Raw genomic sequence first — 16,462 nt, 5'->3', positions numbered from 1 at the left:
GCGCTTCTACAGTCGGTCTTGTGCGCTTAACATCACGCGGACCCAGATACAAACCGCTCAGCAAGGCTCCATTCGAAAGTCGGCGCTAACTTCACGCCGGCGGCATATACGAGCTTGCTTGCTGACGGTCTGACCAGTTCTAGTATCTTCGCTTGCGAGCTGCCGATGCGTTACACAGACTCAGGATGATGACGTACTGAACGGGCTAGGACTCACGTACGCTCGATCAAATTTCCGATCAAGCGCCAGGACCGCCCACAGAATCCTGGCGTTCTTGTTGGCCAAAGCAACGGTCGCTTTCTGCCATCCGATACGGTCACATAGTTTTTTCGCCCAGACTGAGGATGGATCATTTCTCTTCGCGCACGAGAAAATTGCCGCCTTGGCGGCGGTGACGATCAGGCACCGCAAGTAGGAATTCCCGCGCTTTGTAATTTTCCCGAGATTGGCCTTTCCTCCACTTGAGGACTGCTTGGGCGTCAACCCAAGCCAAGCGCCGAACTGGGCTCCGCTCTTGAATTGTCGAAAGTCGCCGACGTAGGCGACCAGAGCCGAAGCGGTAATCGGGCCAATGCCCACCAATTCTGTCGCGCGTCGCGCCTGGGGATCTCGCCTCACATGCTCGTTAATGCGGTCATCACACCAGGCAAGATGCTCTTCAAGCTCGATCCAATGTGAGTACGCCTGCCGGATTACGAGGCGTGCAAATGCTGGCATTTCGTTGGTAGCGTCATCGATTATGTCCGCTAACCTACGTCGCAGCACTTCCGGAGAACGAGAGACGCCGATGCCGAATTCCGCCAAAAGTCCACGAATCCTGTTGATGCACGCAGTTCGTTCTTCCTTAACGCCCTCGCGGACCTTATGCACGCTCATGATTGCCTGCTGCTCTGCCGATTTAATCGGGATCGCATGAATGTGCGGTCGCGAAGCGGCTTCGCAGATCGCAGCTGCGTCGTTTGCATCGTTCTTCCCGGTTTTTCCCTGGATTCGGTACGGCGCAACAAACTGCGCGGCAATGATCTTCACATCCAGGCCAAACGCAGTTAGCTTGCGCCCAATATGATGGGCGCCCGAACTGGCTTCCATTGCCACCACGCATCCTTCTGGAAGTTGAATACACCACTCGAAGAATCTCTCTCGAGATACGGCTCGATTGACTATGGTCGCGCCCGCGTCATCAACAGCATGGATCTGCAGGACGGTTTTCGACAGGTCTACCCCAACCCTAACAATCTGCGCCATGATTCGTCTCCAAAGGAATAAAGATGACGATTGATAGTACGGCTGCGGAGTTCGCCATCAGAAGGAAGTCCCTTTGTATTCGAAAGCCCCTTGCGTTCGGTGCGCGCAGGGCCAAGATGCGCCCAGGCCTGACACCAGGTCGGACCTCACGTAGGTCGAGAGAATAGATGCGGCACCGCGAAGGTGCAGCGGCAGGTGCATGCAGAATTCTCCCCGACCCGCTATATTCCATGCCGTTACATAACGGAAAAGATGATGTTAGTTCTTGGCGTATATCTGGCAGGCCTGTGCATAACTGCAGCCTTTGCCCATTATAGAAAATGGTATCGAATCGACGGAAAAGCACTGTCCGCGCAACCAATTTTTTGGATCAGCATTTTGGTGCCTGCGGCATCGTTTTTGTTTTTTGGATGCTTTTCATGGCAGGGATATGAATTTGACTGGAGCCCGAACGGCTATGCGAAATTCATCGAAATCAGCAAACTTCCGCTAGCTTTCCTGTCGCTTTCGATACCGTTTTCCGCCATAGTCGCTGCGATCCACCGCACGACGCAAACAGCGTCGCAGATGCAGCAAGCCGCTTTGCAGTTGTCAATGGCTAGCGCAAAGAACTCTCTTGACGGCTTCTACGCGCATCAGAAAGACTTCATCGAGCATGTAGCCACCTGGAAATTTGGCGAAACAAAGATATTTAACTCTGACGATCGCATATCGTCGGTTTACGTCGCATATCCCCGATTGCTATATCGGAAGATATATCCTGGAGCTAAAGGCACGGCCGAGGCTAGCTATTCTGTCGAGCCTAGTTTTGAGGCGGCCATTCGACTTAAAATAGCATCCATTAACGATGGTCTTTGGAATCACGTTGAGCGGGCGATGAAGAACGATCAACCAAGTATTGGAGACGAAGCGACGACTATTTACGTAGTTTTGCTCCAGACCTATGAGATCTTCGATCACGTAGGGATAGACAACGCCTCGGATAATTATTTCTTCATTCCGCATCATTTGGGCGGGCACCAGCTCAATATTGTGTCGGAAGCAGACTTCAAAGAATTAATGCGGCTCTTGCTGAAAATTGCGACAGCAGTGATTGATATGATCTCCACTAAGCCGCTAGAGAACGTGTCGGGAATCCGGCGCTTCGCTGTCAGTGCTAATCCATTTTTCTTTTCGTTCAACAATGGTCAAAGGGCGATTCCAAAGCGAGCGAATACATGGAGAGAGACAGTCAACTCTTTCCCACATACGCCGCTCTTAGCCAAGTGATTCGCTTTAGATAGATGTTCCGTCCTTCAACGCCCGACACTCCTGACACTGCATTCACGCGCCTATACTGGCCTGACATCTGCATAGGGGGAGAGGTGATCAATGTGCGGTCGAATCGTTCAGAAATCTGGCTCGTTGGACTACGTTGAGCGAATCTTTACCAACCTGGGTAAGATCTTCGCGGACCCAGCGGGGCCGCGATTCAACATACCCCCGGGCACACGCCCGCTCACGTTGCATCGCCTGACCGGTGCTGACGAGCTGGACCGCCAGTTCTGGACGTATCGACCCCAAGGCTCGAAGTACAAGATGAATTGCGCACGCCTGGACAAGGTCCTGGCTGGCGGCTGGCCGTGGAAGATGCTCGTAGCTCACGGCCGCATCCTTGTGCCGGCAGATGGGTGGTACGAGTGGAAAGCCCTCGGGACAGGAACGAAAGCTCCCAAGCAGCCCTACTACATTCATGGGGATGGACCACTATTTTTTGCGGGACTCACCGGCTGGCGGCCTGGTGATGAAAAGGATGAAGCCCACGGTTTCGCCATCGTGACCAACGATGCGCTGGGCGGCATGATTGATGTCCATGATCGACGCCCAGTGGCGCTGCCGCCCGAGCTGGCCATCCATTGGATCGACCCCGACTTCCCCACGCAGCACGCGCTTGAACTGCTGCAATCCGGATTGCCCGAGGATGCATTTAGCTGGCATCCGGTACGACGGGAGGTTGGCAACTCGAAGTATCAACTGCCCGACGCTATTGACCCCGTAGACCCCATCTGAATGCGCGCTATCAACCAGTCTGATGGTCGAAAAGCGCAATCGCGGCTTCGAATGAAGCTCGCATGCCGATAAGCCGCCCTGCTTCTCCACGGGTATGCCACAGCTCGTGCTGATACCGGCCATCTACCCATACGCGACAGATCGTCCAGCCTGCCGGCCCGGCCCAGTAGTAGTCATCCATGCGGCGCCACTCTTCGGGATCAATCACCTTGCTGCCCCTATTTCGGCCCCATAAATCGGGGTGGTATGGCGCGGATTCTAGGCTTGTTTATACTGTATATACATACAGTAGTTCTATCATGCCGTTCAGACCTCCCCTTCCGCTTGCCCAGCTTCGTGCCATTCAGGATCGTCATCGCGGCCCGGACGGCAAGATCCATGACGCGGACGTCCTCGCTCTGCTGCTAGAGGTCAAGCGCTACAGATCCTTCATCCTGCGCACCAAGCAACTGTCCAGCGAATTCAAGCGGCCTGCCGGTGTGCTGGCGCCTGTGTACGACGAGTGGTGGAACACCTTGCTGGCCGAGCCATGCGTGGCCGAACAGGAACAGATGATTCGCGAATTGCTAGAAGCCCCAAATAAACTGCGCAAGGGAATGGCCCCACGGTAGGTCGCACGCAGGGCCAGATCATTGGCTGGAAACTGCCCGAAAGCGCCCCACTGCTGGGCGAATCGTTTTTTCAGAGCGACGTTTAGCTGCTAAACAACCGCGCGCGTTGCGCAGTTAAGTTGCGTTTAGACATATCATGAGATATCTGATTTCATCGATATCTACATGCGCAAATCACTCCTGACCCTGCTTCGTTTCATCGGATACACCGCCGCTGCAATTCTTGGCTGGCTTGTGCATGTCTTCCTCGCCGTCCCTATGCAATTCGCGTTAGGACCGATATCCAGGACATGTTGGGGCCGTCGATGCTTTGTGACGGTGAGCCGATCGCGGGCACGAGTTTGGTGGGTAGCATTGTTCGCGTTCGTGGTGGCCATACCTCTACATCTGGATCCTTGGGTGGGCGCTGGCTTGAGCTTGACAGTGGTCGCCATTGGACGAGTTCTGTTCAACTATCACGGGCGAATCCTCCTCGTAAGCAATATCGGGACTGCCAGGTGGACGGTGCATATGAATCTCCTCAAGGCAGATAAACCAGCCACATTGTGGAAAGGGGCGTTCGAAGAACTCGACAATCTGATTCGAATGGCAAGGGCTGCCGGGATTGAGGGCCTGAAGTTTAAGTCCCCGCTATTGGTCAACGACGCCACGGCGCGTCTGTTGCAGGGAAAGCTGGATAGGGTGCTGGCGAACAATGGCCTTACGGCACGTGCGACCGTGTCTGAACCCAAAGCCATGGGCGTCCTGGGCACCGGCCTTATCCACGTGTACTTGGTCCGTCAGAAGCGGCTCAAATCGAAACGCAAGGCATATCACTACAAGCCGTGGAATCTGAATACCCGCAAAGTCGAGGTCGAAATCACTTCTGCCTCGAGCCCCACCTCTTAGTCGGCGATCTCTGCATCGCGTCATAGGACCGGCCGAGCATTCGCAGTCCGTACCCTGAATGTGATGACTTAATTGCGTCGGTCGCCACATTCGGGCGCGTGTCTTGAACTTCTGTATCTCATGTTTGGTCGGTGGGGGCCGGTGGGTATGTGGGTGAAACTCGGGAAGCCGGTGGGCAATCCCTGTGGTCAAGCGCGTGGTCAGGCGGAGCCTGTCCACCGTTTGTCCATCAGCGGTTGTCCATGGGCCGAGCGAAGCGAGCCGGGTGGTCGCGCAGCGATCATCCACATATCCACGGGTTCGGATAAACGTCTTTTCGGGTTGTATGTGTGGTGAAGCGGCCAGCCAATTGTTTAGCGGCTAAACAAGTCCATCTCACCGCTCATGCCCGCGGTCGCGTTGCAGCTGCATTGAGTTCTCTCGCTCTGGTTGTGACAGAGATGCTTCCACCAAGCCGACGCCACCATGCGGATAGCGGATTCCGATCATCTGCCCTGGAAGGGCGAGATCCACGTTGAGGAGCGCGCGACGGCTGTGCAGGACCATCTCCCCAGCCTGGCCCTTTTGTTCTTGAACCAGGTACCGCTCGGTCAATCCGATAACCACGCCTTCATAACTCTGCCCAGGAATAGCCTGAACGACGTGTGCGCGATCGCCCGCCACCGCCCTCGCCAGATCCAGAGCGTATTCCCAGTCAACTTCTCGGAGACTGGCGCGGATCAGGTGCGCCATGCGCTGCGAGTCTCCTTGATAGGCCTCGATCGACGCCTTCGTCATCTCGCCCCGATCAACGCCCTGCCAGTCAATGCCGTAGCCTGCATCCCTTGCAAGCTGACCGATGAACTCCCGAATACTTCTGCCATTGCCTTCCCGGAAGGGATGAAGCACATTCAACTCGCCCAAGTAATGGCCAGCACGCTCACTGAACGAATCAGGCGCAAGGCCCTTCAGGAGACCTTCGCGCGAAAGTGGTCTCGTGATCTGGGGCGCATAGCTTGTGATCTGCTCGTGGCTGGCGAAGCGTGTTGTGCCCTTCGAAATGTCGACCGTGCGGATCTTGCCCGCCCAGTCATAGACGTCGCCGAACAACCGCTGATGGATCTGTTGAAGGTGCGCCAGGTCAAACTGCCCCCGAATGGGGTCCGTAGCAAGTTCATAAGAGCGCACGGCGGCGAAGGTTGCCTCCACCTTGTCCAGTTCGGCCTGGTCAGTGATTGCAAGACGATTACGCAGAACCCCGGAAACAGGGTCTACGTATGGATCTTGCGCGTTGATGGGGTATTTGGCCATGAACTGGCCTATGCGGTCATTGAAGCTATCGAGCGGGCGACGAACGAAATTCGCCAGCGGCGATGCGGGCATGCAGGGTACGGAGGACGTCCGACACGCTCAATTCACCAGCCGCTGCACGTTCAAGGTCGGCAACTGTGCGTGAGTCGGGTTCCAAGCCTTCCAGCCGCTGGTTCGCCACCGCATTTGCTACAGCGCGGCGCCGTTCTATCACGTCTTTAGAAGTCAGCATTGGGGTATCTCCGAAGGTCTTTCATTTTACTGCAACAAGTCCTGCGTTAGGGGCTAACTTACCGGGTGGACGAAACTGCACGACGTAAAGCCGGCCGAGTCACTCTGGCCAACGCCGCGACATAAAGCATGCACTGACGACGATGAGGAAAGCGATAAAGAAGAACGAGAGAATGTCGACGAACATCCTTGTGTCTGGGGCCAGGCTGTCCATAAAAATGGATGCGAGGTAGAAGAGCCCGATCGCAGCCGCGAGGGCCATAAGCAGCATGCAGATCACAGTCGCCCTGTACACCCACAAGTTGCCCAGGCATTGACGGGGTCTGGGACGCAAATGGCTATCGCTCATGACATATCTCCAAAGTCGCAATGTTGTTTCCAGGATGGCGTCTGATCCATCCTGCTTCAGATTCTGAATTGTTCGCGCGACGCTCCTGCGAGCTCCGCAGCAGTCAGCCAGCGCGGCGCTCGCCCACGTCCGGTCCAGGTATAACCAGATTCAGGATGACGGTATTTCGGCGCGACCGGGCGACGGGATTCGGTTCGCTCAACAGCCTTTTTGCGCTTGGGGCGAGCAGACTTCGTTGCGCCATATGCGGCCTGGATATCCGAGGGAGAAATCTGAAACTCGTGCATTTGCGCGACGATCTTTTGTACAGCTGCCGTCCTGCCATTGATGCGAAGGGTTTCGGCACGTCGCTGGAGAGCTTGGATTTGTGCATTGAGCTTGGCGAGCGGTTTGTTCAAGGGCATTGCAGTTTCCTTACGTTTCATTTTTGGTTTCCTACGTTTAGCTGCTAAACACCGTATCTGCGGATCAGTCCTGATCGAGGTGCGGCCGCCAGAGTTTGACCAGTTCCTTGAACGCTTCGTGCACAGGCGTGCTCAGACTATCTGGATAGGACCGAGTATGGCGGATCAGGTTGATGACCCCCAGCATGTCGTCGTAGATCTCCTTATCTACGTTCCATAGGTCTGTCAGGTCGAAGCCACGGCAGCTGGTGGCGTTCCACCAGGCAAGCAGAAAGTCCGCGACACGCTTGCTCTGGCCGGTGTCCCGTCGAGCAATTTCGATGAGGCGATTCAAGGCGTCCATACCGGCCCGGCGCAGCGTGGGGTTGGCGCTGTCGCGTTGCTCCTGCGCAAGCTGCTCTCGCCGGCGTTGAAATTCGGCTTTCACCTCATCGGGGACTTCACGTCGAAAGCGGATGCCATTCGTGTCCGCAACAAACGTGATCGCCACGCCCTGCTCTGCTTGCTGGCCAGCGTGCCGATCATCGCAGGGATCTTCGGTTTGCGTAGGGCCCTTGGGCTCGGCCGATTGGACCTTCGGCTTGCTACCTTGCCGGATGGCTTTAACGGCGGCGCGCGTGGGCTTTTGTTCTGGCGCTTTCAACAGGTCCTCGACTGCTTTCGGATCCTCCCTGTGCGCGACCGCGAGTTCATTTGCCAACGTTACGTCCGTGACCTTGCCGGAGGCCACGGCACCTGCTACTGGGTCCGGCAGGTCCAGTAGTTTGGCGTGCTGGGTTACCCATGCCTTGGACTTACCAAGACTCTCAGCGATGGCGGTCTGGCTCTGCCCATCTGCCAGTTCGTCCCGGATATAGAGGGCGATCTCATGGGCAGTTAGGTTTTCCCGTTGGATGTTCTCCGCGGCTTGGGCACGGCGGCTGATTTTCTTAAGCGTCAGGAAGCCTGGCACTTCGCGCCAACCCTCAGCCTTTGCGGCCCGAAATCGCCGGTGACCAAAGTTGATAATGAAGCGACCAGGTCGATCAGGGTTGGGATAAAGGGAAATCGGGCTTTCCATCCCATCCGTGCGAAGAGAGGCTCGCAGTTCGCCAATACTTTCCTCGCTGAACCCCGGATTGCCTTCTGAGCGAACGTTGCAATCTTCGTCGATGAGGTCGATATCGATCATCATCGGTTCACCGGTTGTAGTGGACGGCATATCCAAGATGGACGCCAAGTCTCCCAGTCCTTTTAGATCCATCATGCCTTTACTCCCATCTTGGTGCGGATGTACTGGCCCAGGGCGCGCATTTCAGCGCCGGCCGCACGCGCCGAAGTCTTCTTGCTTTTCCAGACGGGCTCACCCATACCCAGCGCCTCGGCGACACTGCTGCGCAGGCCGATGGTGACGGGAGCAAGCAGCTTCTCGTGTGCAGCGCGCACTTCTTCCAGATGTCGCACCTGACGCGGATTCCGCCGGTCCACCATGCTGGGAAGTAGCCCAAGAAATTGCAGCTTAGGATTGCGCTGCCGAGCATTGAGTATCACGCGCATCATCTTCTTGATCCCTTCGATGCTGTACTCCTCCATTTCCACAGGGGATATGACCGCATCGGCAGCGTGGAGCGCTGCTGCCAAGGCGATACTTACGCCCGGCGCTGTATCAATCACGCAGAGGTCATAGCCCTTTTCAGCGAAGGCCGACAGATTTACCCGGAAATTTCTTAGCGCGGTTTCAAGCGGCATGTAGATCAAGTTCGCAAGCAACTGATCCGCTGCGATCAAGGAGATGTTCGATTCGTGAGTAGGCACTACCGGCGGACTGTCGAGAAAGAGTGCGCTTGCAGGGATGTCCAGCTTGAACCGAGCCAGGGTCTTGGAGAGGTCGCCAGAATCCAAATCGACAACCAAGACCCTAGCCTCTGCTTCGGCTGCTTCAAATGAGGTGTTGACGGCGGTCGTGGTCTTGCCAACACCGCCCTTTCCTTGTGCGACTGCGAGAATTTTCATTTCCATAAGCATTCCTCTTTTGCATTGAGGTGCGGGCGTTTAGCGGCTAAAGCGGCGATGTGTTTAGCCGCTAAACATTGAATTAGGGAAAGCGCTTCAACTCGGCTTCGCCAGTGTGTTCTTGATCCGAGGGCTCGGGGAGATCAGGCCAGGCAAGCCAATAATCATGAGGGCGCAACTCGCGACGAGGGACGCCCGTAGCCCGTTCGATGGCCACGCCTCTGCGAGGGCCGACGAGCTTGTAGCCATATGCGATTTGGCGTAGGTATTCCCACGTGGTGTGCTGAGCAAGGCACTGCGCGCGAGCCTCGGCAACAGGCGTTACCTTCAGCCACTTGATCAGGGATTCAATGCGGGGGTATCGTTTAGCGGCATTCATATGTACTAAAGAGTACATTTTTTTGGCACATATGTCTTGTACTTTTTGGTAAAGCGATGTCCAGTCATGCAGAATCCGGCCCATGGACGCCGCTGCGCAGGAGATGCAGGTCCGCCGGGACCAGTTACGTGCGTGGATATCTGCGCACCATGCGAACACGCGCGCGTTTTGCATCGCTCACAATCTCAATGAGAGCGAAATCTCCCAGTTACTGCGTACGAAGAGCTTTGGCTCCCGGCGCGCCAGGAACCTAGAAGCGACTGTGGGCATGCCACTGCGCTATCTAGAGGGCGTGATGAAGAGGGAAGGCACGCCGGTAGCGACGCCGCCTAGCCGTACACCATCGTCGCCCCACACCGAATGGCCCTTTCGGCTGGCGTCTTACGACGATTTCCTGCATCTAAGCCCCGAGAAGCGACACGAATTAGACGTTCGAGTGTCGGAATTCATCGCGGGCGCAATCCAGAAAAAAAGAACGGCCTAATCCTCGCATGAGCAGTCATGCGTGCAGCGTTGGCCGGACACACGCGTCCGCCAAACGCTTGCACCTGCGATTGGTATGGTCCGCGCCCTCGGCTGGCGGCTAAGACTTCCCACTTTCTAGGGGCAGTCGCGATGTGTATCAGTATTGTTTCTCAGTGTATCAATAAATAAAAAAAGCTCGATTATCGGAGACTTTCCGAAATATGTACTAAAAGGTATTGACCAGATATGTACTAAAGAGTACAGTGCTTTTCACACGCTCTTTAACACGACGAAACAAGTAAACGCCCCGCAGCGGCTAATTGAGCGCTGCGGTAGGGGAGATTGCCGCGAGCGAAAGCTTGGCCCCGGGCATTAAAGAAGCGGCAAGATTCAATGCGCCAGACGAGGCCCGTGAAGCTCGTTAGCGACAGCGCTGACGTACAAATCCGGCCAGGTGCAGAGCCTGGCGGGCGCATTGATCTCGTGCAGTGAATGGAGTTGCTTTCCATCCCTGCTGAAGTGGACCGACTGACCGCGAAAGCGAGGTCGGGCATTCAGACGAGCGCCTAAGTAAGACATGCCCCACGTGGCGAATAACGTGTTGGGCGAACACCGGGCAGGGTCTCAACTTGCCTGTGCCGTGCAAGTCGGCAGGAAGCCGCCAACGTTGTGGTATCTCGGCGGCGGCATCCGAATCGGCGTTCATCAGGATTTTTCCCGGTGTTTAGCTGCTAAACACTTCGAAAATCGAGCGCTCCGATTCGGATGGCACATGGCTCCATCTCACGGAGATCTATACACAAATGAACGCTCTTCAAAGAAAGCGCGAGTTCAACAGCAAGTATCAATTTTGTAGCCAGGCTGATGGGAGCCGCGCAACCAACCGACGATGGCTGATGGCCTTAACGAAGAATGCCGCTGCGCACTTTGTGGCCCTGACCATCCTCGGCACAGCTATCTGGCATGCGCACAGCCATGAAGTACCAATCGTCGAAGCGTTCCAGGAGGCGTTTATGGCCATCCTGCTGGATGCGCAACTTCTTGTTGCCCTCGCGTTGATGTCGACGGTCGCAGGATTGCGCGGCGGCAAGAGAGCTATCTACGTTCGTGCCTCGGAGCTCTCAAAGCTGAGTACGGCGTTGATCTAAAGCGAAAGGCTGGCAGTCCGAAAAACGGAGTACATCTTGCACAAAAAACATCCGACTCATCGAAACCCAAACAGCACGTTAATGGCTTCGTCCGCGATAAAGGTCGCAATAGGGCTGGCCTTGATCGTCGTGGTCCTGGCCACGGTTGGAAAGCTAATTGAAGAATGGGCAAATGTTCTGTGGCTGGTTTCCCTGGGCGGGCGGCTCTGGGGAGCTGTCTCAGTAGGACTAATCGGCGTCGCATGCGCTGCTTGGGCCGGGCTGGTCAGTTATGGCATGAGGGAAAGAGAGCCGCCAATAGCCCCTGACGCATCAAAGCGTAAGGCAGCGGTCTTGTTCTGGCTGGGCGTCAGCGGGGTGGCGGGTCTAGTGATTTTCCTTGTCGCTAACGTCTCCCTGTACTTTTCTTACGGCTCCTTCAGCGAATTGAACATCTATCAACAGATCGCTGTGGCCGTTATGCGCGTCCCCATCATCATAGGGGTTCCCGTCCTTATCCTGCACGCGGTGATGCAGGCCGGAGGCGACTGATGGATCGAAAGATATATACCGTGGAGGTTACGCTAGCCGGAATGACCCGACCGTACTCGTCGGAGTTCCAAATGGCTGATCAGTTCAAGGACGGCTGGAAACGCGTACTGTTGATGGCGCATGGCAAGGCAGACGTACGCTGCACGTGTTCCGGCGCAGGTGAAAAACGCCTCTCGATCCACAGCCGCGCCAATTCCGACCGCTTCCACCTCGCCCGCTTCCCCGAGACAGGATCGGAGCACAGCGAAGACTGCGTTTATTACGGCGTGGATCCGAGCATGTCCGGTCTTGGTGCGTACCGACGCGGCGTGGTGCAGGAACTCGACGACGGCGCGGTCAAGATTAAGCTGAAGGTTGGGCTTCAACAGCGTGCAACAGCCGCCCCAGAAGAAGGGGACGCCTCGTCCGCCGCCGCGCCGTCGATGCCTGCAACGCGCCCGCGAACCGGTCAAGCCAGCATGACACTGCTCGGTCTTCTCCATTTTCTTTGGACGCAGGCTGGACTGCACGCATGGTCACCAGGCATGGAAGGAAAGCGCAATCTAGGGGTGGTGCATTACCACTTGATGCGCTCGGCAATGACCACCTATGCGGGACGTGTTCGACTGGCTCAAAACCTCGTGATCGCCACGCCGACCGCGAACGGGCAGCAAGCGGGACACAACAAGGCCAAGGCATTGGAAGCGATCACTCAAAGGCGCCGCTTGGTTGTGATTGCACCTCTCGCACAGCACCATGAAGGAATGGATGGCAGCGCGACGCTGCCTATCGCCGGGTTTCATGGCATCCCACACTTAAATCTCGACGAGAACGTCTGGGAACCTTTGGAACGCCGCTTTGGCCGAGAAATCGACTCTTGGCGGGCAGGAAATATCGTCATCGCTGTCGTACAAACCGATCCGCCCAAGTCTTCTGGCGGGAGCATGCGCGCACAGGTCGTCGATATCGCTCTCATGCAAACCACGCGGGACTGGATCCCGGTCGATTCGGGCTTCGAGGGTCTCGTCGCTGACAAGCTCGTGGCTGAAAAGCGCCGGTTTGAAAAGCCGCTGAGGTTTGATGCTGGCGAGGACGCAGCTTTTCCGGATTTTTGGTTGCGCGACATGCGCACGCCAGCGCCGTTAGAGGTATGGGGCATGAGCACTCCCGAATACTTGGCGCGCAAGGAGGAGAAGGGCGCTCATTACGACGAGACATACGGCAAAGACGGCTGGTGGTCTTGGAACGCATCAATCGGAGATCCCGTTCCGGATTTCCCCGCACCCCTCAATTCACTTCAGGTGGACGAATGATTCAACATTCGACAGTTCTGGCTCTCTGCTTGCTCGTAGGCGTGTCAGTTGCGGGATGCGTGAACGCCGGAATTCGCGGATCGAAGAGAGATGCCTTCGTATTTTTCTCAATGCTAGTTTCCACGGCTCTGATGGGATTCGTGATGAATTCGGGAATGTGGCCCGAGCGGGCTCAGGCCGGATTGGAGCGTCTACTCATCATCTTCTGGTACTCGACGGCCATCTTGATTCTGTGCATCTCCGTGGTTGTGTCGGGGCGAAGAGAGTTTGTACGCGACCTCGGTGTATGCGTCATCTCCGCGGCCACGGCTTACTACATTGTCTGGATGTAGCTGGCCTTCGGACCTGGCCCAGCCCTCCTGAAGTTCAATTGGAACCGATGAGCGTGCTCACTTTTACTATCTTGTTTTCGCTTTTGCTATCGGCCATGGCCTTAATGAATCGCGTCATGCGCGCGCAGACCACGCCGGAAATGCTGATATGCGCTGCACTCGGTCTCGGTATTGGGCTTACGGCAGTGGGGGTGATTTATTACTCCTGCGCCTCTGGACAACCTGAATGCAGTCCCGTCTTCTCTCGCATGCTTGGGCTATCCAGATGAGGGCAACGGAATGACCAGTATTTTTGGAATTTCAGCCCTGGTGTTCGTTGGCACAGTGGGATACGCGCTGATGACCAAGACGCGAGCAGCCTGGATCCTAGTGCTCAGTGAGGCCCTTATCGGATTCGGCTACTTCGCCTACTCAACGTTATGAGGAAAGACTCATGCCTTTACGCTATCGACCCGTTGTGTGGGTCGTAATGGAAAAAGCTGCCGAATGCACCGGCAGATCGGTCCACTCCTTCCGGCATCTGATCCGCGACGGCCACTTGATCGAAGGCAAGCATTGGAAATGGTCCGACGACAACCGACAACACATCAATCTTGAAGCGTACGACGAATGGGTATCAAAGAGCACCTCGAAGGGATCATCGCGCGGACGACGTCGATCCGAATCGACTTCCGATGGAATGATCGCCGCTTCCGCGAGCGCGTAGCACTACGCCCCACCGCCGCCAACATGCGCGCTGCGGCACGCATGCGCAGCGAGATTCTGCAAGCGATCGACCTCGGCGTCTTCACTTGGGACGACTTCGCTCGCTACTTCCCCCAGTCCCCCAGCATTCCAGTCAAAGAGGCGACAAGAAAAGTCACGTTCAACGAGGTAGCAGACATGTGGCTGAAGCTCATCAGCCACAAAGCGCCAACGACGCTCAGCGAATACGAGAACCTCTTGAACTCGCGGTGGCGCCCTTTGTACGGAAATCGCCCAATCGCGGAGATCACCTATGAAGAGCTCGCCATGGACCTGGCCGACTTTCCGCGCATGGCGGCCAAGACGTTTAACAACGTCATGACGCCGGCTCGGCAAGTTTGGGCATTGGCATTCAAGATGAGGAAAGCTCCGGAGAACATCACGCTGGAGATCGAAAGCCGTAAAGGCCAAGATCCGGAACCCGATCCTCTGCTCATGTCGGAAGTACTCCAAGTCGTCCAATACATCGACGAACACTTCAGTGCGACCTGGCGCAACTATTTCGAAGTCGCGTTTTTTACCGGTGTCAGGCCTTCGGAGCAGATCGCCCTTCAGTGGCCTCGCGTGGATCTTTCAAGGGAGCAAATCCGAATCGACCGGGCGCTAGTAAGGCGCCACAACAAAGCTACCAAGACGTACAAGTCGCGAGACGTGGACCTACAAGGGCCGGCGCTGGAAGCTATCAGACGACAGAGGCAACTTACGTTTGAACCTGGAGGCCATGTCTTCCTGAATCCTGATACAGGAAAGCCGTTCGTTGATACGGCGGATGCGGTTCGAAAGGTGTGGCGCCCAACGCTTGCCGCGTTAGGGATCCGGGATCGGGATGCCCGCCAAACGCGGCATACATACGCCACGCTCGGACTGCACGCTGGGATGAATCCTGGGTATCTCTCGCGCCAGATGGGCCACAAGAACGCGCAGATGTTCTTTCGGGTCTATTCCAAGTGGATCGATGGCGAATCCAACCAGCGGGAAAAGGCGAAAATGACAGCGCTATATGCGGAGCATTTGCCCCCACCAGAGACCTAAAAGGACTCTAAAGAACTCGCGTTAATTTGCGTGGTTTGGGCCCAAAATGGGCCCAAAAAAACGTAAGTCTTTGATCTAGTGGTGCGCCCGACAGGAATCGAACCTGTATCAAGAGCTTCGGAAACTCTCATTCTATCCATTGAACTACGGGCGCAGCGCAAAGAGGCGACATTGTACCTAGTTTTGAGTGGCCTGCATGAAGCGCATTAAATCTTCTGCGAATCTCATCGAAAACCCGGCCAGAGGCATTGGACGTGCGTCCCTGACACCGTTATATAATCCAGCGTTTGCTTGCAGGCGGATGCCCGACTTGTTCGCCGATTTGTGCAGTTACTGATTTTCTGTTGCCGCCGTCAGGCGCCCCACCCGTTAGCAGGATTTGGTCATGAGCAACGAGCAGGAACACATAGAAGAGCACTCCTCCCCCATCAAGACCCCCAAGCAACTGGTCGTCACGATCGTCCTGTCTTTCGTGATCCCAATCGCCATCATCATCCTGTTGGTGAACATGGTGGTCTCCGGCAACAAGACCGGAGCCGGCTCGGACACGCTGACCCCGGAAGCCATTACCAAGCGCATCGCCCCGGTCGCGGGGTTTGAACTGGTAGACGCCAACGCGCCCCGAGTCTTCAAGACGGGCGAACAGGTCTTTGCCGCCGTCTGTACGGCCTGTCACACCGCCGGTGTGGCCGGCGCACCCAAAATGGGCGACAACGCGGCCTGGGCGCCTTTCATCAAGGCCGGCTACGACACCATGCTGAACGTGGCCCTGCACGGCAAGGGCGGCATGCCCGCCAAGGGCGGCAACCCCACGCTGTCCGACTACGAAGTCGCGCGCGCGGTGGTCTACATGGCCAACAAGTCCGGCGCATCGCTGCCCGAACCCGCCGCCCCCGCCGAAGAAGGCGCGAAGAAGGAAGCGGATGCCGCGGCGGCCGATGCCGCGCCGGCCGTTGCCGCGGCGCCGGCCGCTGGTGCGGCTCCGGCAGCTACTGCTGCCGCTGCTCCTGCTGCTGCTGCTCCTGCCGCTGCATCTGGCGCCACGCCTGCTGCCGCTCCCGCGCCCGCCACTGCCGCCGCTCCCGCCGCCGCCCCACAACAGGCCGCCGCCGTCAACCCGGCCGGCGAAAAGCTCTACAAGAGCGTCTGCTTCGCCTGTCACGCCACCGGCGTGGCCAACGCGCCCAAGTTTGGCGACAAGGCCGCCTGGGAACCCTACATCAAGACCGGCATGGACGCCATGGTGAAGGTCGCCATGCAAGGCAAGCCGCCCATGCCCCCCAAGGGCGGCGCCGCCAACGCCTCGGAAGAAGACATCCGCGCAGCCGTCCAATACATGGTCGACCACGCCAAGTAGGATGGGTGAAGCGCGGCAGGATTCATGCCACTGAGATACCGCCCAACGCGCGCAACCCATCAAGCAACCGTACAAATAAGAAACCCCCTGAAGAAGAAACTCAGGGGGTTTTTTCTCGCCTGG

The 16,462-nt window shown here is 56.7% G+C and carries 17 protein-coding genes and 1 tRNA gene; 9 read left to right on the top strand and 9 right to left on the bottom strand.

The annotated features are described in order from the left end of the window. Window positions 1-180: 180 nt before the first annotated feature. Complete coding sequence (locus ELS24_RS02315; protein WP_127183285.1) at window positions 181-1,245, bottom strand: IS110 family transposase; 1,065 nt, start codon at window positions 1,243-1,245, stop codon at window positions 181-183. A 195-nt stretch (window positions 1,246-1,440) separates the two neighbouring features. Here ELS24_RS02315 and ELS24_RS02310 point away from each other — a divergent pair, with 195 nt between their 5' ends. Together ELS24_RS02310 and ELS24_RS02305 are read left to right on the top strand one after the other, a co-directional pair. Beyond that, window positions 1,441-2,514: a hypothetical protein gene (locus tag ELS24_RS02310; protein WP_127183284.1), complete on the top strand. Its 1,074-nt coding sequence runs from the start codon at window positions 1,441-1,443 to the stop codon at window positions 2,512-2,514. 102 nt (window positions 2,515-2,616) lie between these two features. Further along, the gene (locus tag ELS24_RS02305; RefSeq protein WP_127183283.1) at window positions 2,617-3,294 is read left to right on the top strand and encodes an SOS response-associated peptidase; all 678 of its coding nucleotides are present in this window, start codon (window positions 2,617-2,619) and stop codon (window positions 3,292-3,294) included. 10 nt (window positions 3,295-3,304) lie between these two features. Here the strand turns inward: ELS24_RS02305 and ELS24_RS02300 are convergent, their stop codons facing one another. Next, complete coding sequence (locus ELS24_RS02300; RefSeq protein WP_127183282.1) at window positions 3,305-3,502, bottom strand: hypothetical protein; 198 nt, start codon at window positions 3,500-3,502, stop codon at window positions 3,305-3,307. 91 nt (window positions 3,503-3,593) lie between these two features. On the opposite strand from ELS24_RS02300, the gene ELS24_RS02295 reads away from it, so the two are divergent. Together ELS24_RS02295 and ELS24_RS02290 are read left to right on the top strand one after the other, a co-directional pair. Continuing rightward, entirely contained in the window at window positions 3,594-3,905 is a 312-nt protein-coding gene (locus ELS24_RS02295; protein ID WP_127183281.1) for a hypothetical protein, read from the top strand. Window positions 3,906-4,415: 510 nt separating this feature from the next. Further along, window positions 4,416-4,793 (top strand): hypothetical protein, encoded by a 378-nt coding sequence (locus ELS24_RS02290; RefSeq protein WP_127183280.1) that lies wholly within the window; start codon window positions 4,416-4,418, stop codon window positions 4,791-4,793. Window positions 4,794-5,168: 375 nt separating this feature from the next. Here ELS24_RS02290 and ELS24_RS02285 read toward each other — a convergent pair whose 3' ends face one another. From ELS24_RS02285 to ELS24_RS02260, 6 genes are all read right to left on the bottom strand, one after another. Then, complete coding sequence (locus ELS24_RS02285) at window positions 5,169-6,155, bottom strand: Fic/DOC family protein (RefSeq protein WP_240669426.1); 987 nt, start codon at window positions 6,153-6,155, stop codon at window positions 5,169-5,171. Next, window positions 6,109-6,315: an antitoxin VbhA family protein gene (locus ELS24_RS02280; protein ID WP_205736951.1), complete on the bottom strand. Its 207-nt coding sequence runs from the start codon at window positions 6,313-6,315 to the stop codon at window positions 6,109-6,111. Before ELS24_RS02280 ends, ELS24_RS02285 begins: the two co-directional genes overlap by 47 nt. 99 nt (window positions 6,316-6,414) lie before the next feature. Beyond that, the gene (locus ELS24_RS02275) at window positions 6,415-6,663 is read right to left on the bottom strand and encodes a hypothetical protein (protein WP_127183278.1); all 249 of its coding nucleotides are present in this window, start codon (window positions 6,661-6,663) and stop codon (window positions 6,415-6,417) included. Window positions 6,664-6,719: 56 nt separating this feature from the next. Continuing rightward, a complete protein-coding gene (locus ELS24_RS02270) occupies window positions 6,720-7,088 on the bottom strand; it encodes an H-NS family nucleoid-associated regulatory protein (protein WP_240669424.1) in 369 nt (122 codons plus the stop codon). Between the two features lie 43 nt (window positions 7,089-7,131). Further along, window positions 7,132-8,313 carry a DUF7673 family protein gene (locus ELS24_RS02265; protein ID WP_127183277.1) on the bottom strand — a complete coding sequence of 394 codons (1,182 nt, stop codon included), beginning with the start codon at window positions 8,311-8,313 and terminating at the stop codon, window positions 7,132-7,134. Next, a complete protein-coding gene (locus ELS24_RS02260) occupies window positions 8,310-9,065 on the bottom strand; it encodes a ParA family protein (RefSeq protein WP_240669422.1) in 756 nt (251 codons plus the stop codon). Before ELS24_RS02260 ends, ELS24_RS02265 begins: the two co-directional genes overlap by 4 nt. A gap of 1,641 nt (window positions 9,066-10,706) precedes the next feature. On the opposite strand from ELS24_RS02260, the gene ELS24_RS02250 reads away from it, so the two are divergent. The 4 genes from ELS24_RS02250 (at window position 10,707) to ELS24_RS02235 (ending at window position 14,982) form a co-directional block, all read left to right on the top strand. Next, window positions 10,707-11,051, top strand: a complete 345-nt coding sequence (locus ELS24_RS02250; protein ID WP_127183276.1) for a hypothetical protein — start codon at window positions 10,707-10,709, stop codon at window positions 11,049-11,051. A 36-nt stretch (window positions 11,052-11,087) separates the two neighbouring features. After that, window positions 11,088-11,582 carry a hypothetical protein gene (locus ELS24_RS02245; protein WP_127183275.1) on the top strand — a complete coding sequence of 165 codons (495 nt, stop codon included), beginning with the start codon at window positions 11,088-11,090 and terminating at the stop codon, window positions 11,580-11,582. Window positions 11,583-11,653: 71 nt separating this feature from the next. Beyond that, the gene (locus tag ELS24_RS02240) at window positions 11,654-12,874 is read left to right on the top strand and encodes a DUF1173 family protein (protein ID WP_240669421.1); all 1,221 of its coding nucleotides are present in this window, start codon (window positions 11,654-11,656) and stop codon (window positions 12,872-12,874) included. 941 nt (window positions 12,875-13,815) lie between these two features. Continuing rightward, window positions 13,816-14,982 (top strand): site-specific integrase, encoded by a 1,167-nt coding sequence (locus ELS24_RS02235; protein ID WP_127183273.1) that lies wholly within the window; start codon window positions 13,816-13,818, stop codon window positions 14,980-14,982. Window positions 14,983-15,061: 79 nt separating this feature from the next. Here the strand turns inward: ELS24_RS02235 and ELS24_RS02230 are convergent. Beyond that, a tRNA-Arg gene (locus tag ELS24_RS02230) sits at window positions 15,062-15,136 on the bottom strand. A gap of 231 nt (window positions 15,137-15,367) precedes the next feature. Between ELS24_RS02230 and ELS24_RS02225 the strand changes: the two genes are divergently transcribed. Continuing rightward, a complete protein-coding gene (locus tag ELS24_RS02225) occupies window positions 15,368-16,339 on the top strand; it encodes a c-type cytochrome (protein ID WP_127183272.1) in 972 nt (323 codons plus the stop codon). Window positions 16,340-16,462: the final 123 nt, after the last annotated feature.

The sequence above is a fragment of the Achromobacter spanius genome, assembly GCF_003994415.1.
In the GTDB taxonomy this organism is placed as follows: domain Bacteria; phylum Pseudomonadota; class Gammaproteobacteria; order Burkholderiales; family Burkholderiaceae_B; genus Achromobacter; species Achromobacter spanius_C.
The sequence above is the reverse complement of the archived record's forward strand: the minus strand, read 5'-3'. Positions and strand labels throughout refer to the sequence as shown.

Excerpts from the sequence above, each read along its gene's own strand:
- ELS24_RS02260 (WP_240669422.1), bottom strand. The coding sequence starts at position 9,065 with ATGGAAATGAAAATTCTCGCAGTCGCACAAGGAAAGGGCGGTGTTGGC.
- ELS24_RS02270 (WP_240669424.1), bottom strand. The coding sequence starts at position 7,088 with ATGAAACGTAAGGAAACTGCAATGCCCTTGAACAAACCGCTCGCCAAG.
- ELS24_RS02290 (WP_127183280.1), top strand. The coding sequence starts at position 4,416 with ATGAATCTCCTCAAGGCAGATAAACCAGCCACATTGTGGAAAGGGGCG.
- ELS24_RS02295 (WP_127183281.1), top strand. The coding sequence starts at position 3,594 with ATGCCGTTCAGACCTCCCCTTCCGCTTGCCCAGCTTCGTGCCATTCAG.
- ELS24_RS02285 (WP_240669426.1), bottom strand. The coding sequence starts at position 6,155 with ATGCCCGCATCGCCGCTGGCGAATTTCGTTCGTCGCCCGCTCGATAGC.
- ELS24_RS02235 (WP_127183273.1), top strand. The coding sequence starts at position 13,816 with ATGGGTATCAAAGAGCACCTCGAAGGGATCATCGCGCGGACGACGTCG.
- ELS24_RS02265 (WP_127183277.1), bottom strand. The coding sequence starts at position 8,313 with ATGATGGATCTAAAAGGACTGGGAGACTTGGCGTCCATCTTGGATATG.
- ELS24_RS02250 (WP_127183276.1), top strand. The coding sequence starts at position 10,707 with ATGAACGCTCTTCAAAGAAAGCGCGAGTTCAACAGCAAGTATCAATTT.
- ELS24_RS02225 (WP_127183272.1), top strand. The coding sequence starts at position 15,368 with ATGAGCAACGAGCAGGAACACATAGAAGAGCACTCCTCCCCCATCAAG.
- ELS24_RS02275 (WP_127183278.1), bottom strand. The coding sequence starts at position 6,663 with ATGAGCGATAGCCATTTGCGTCCCAGACCCCGTCAATGCCTGGGCAAC.
- ELS24_RS02315 (WP_127183285.1), bottom strand. The coding sequence starts at position 1,245 with ATGGCGCAGATTGTTAGGGTTGGGGTAGACCTGTCGAAAACCGTCCTG.
- ELS24_RS02280 (WP_205736951.1), bottom strand. The coding sequence starts at position 6,315 with ATGCTGACTTCTAAAGACGTGATAGAACGGCGCCGCGCTGTAGCAAAT.
- ELS24_RS02240 (WP_240669421.1), top strand. The coding sequence starts at position 11,654 with ATGGCTGATCAGTTCAAGGACGGCTGGAAACGCGTACTGTTGATGGCG.
- ELS24_RS02305 (WP_127183283.1), top strand. The coding sequence starts at position 2,617 with ATGTGCGGTCGAATCGTTCAGAAATCTGGCTCGTTGGACTACGTTGAG.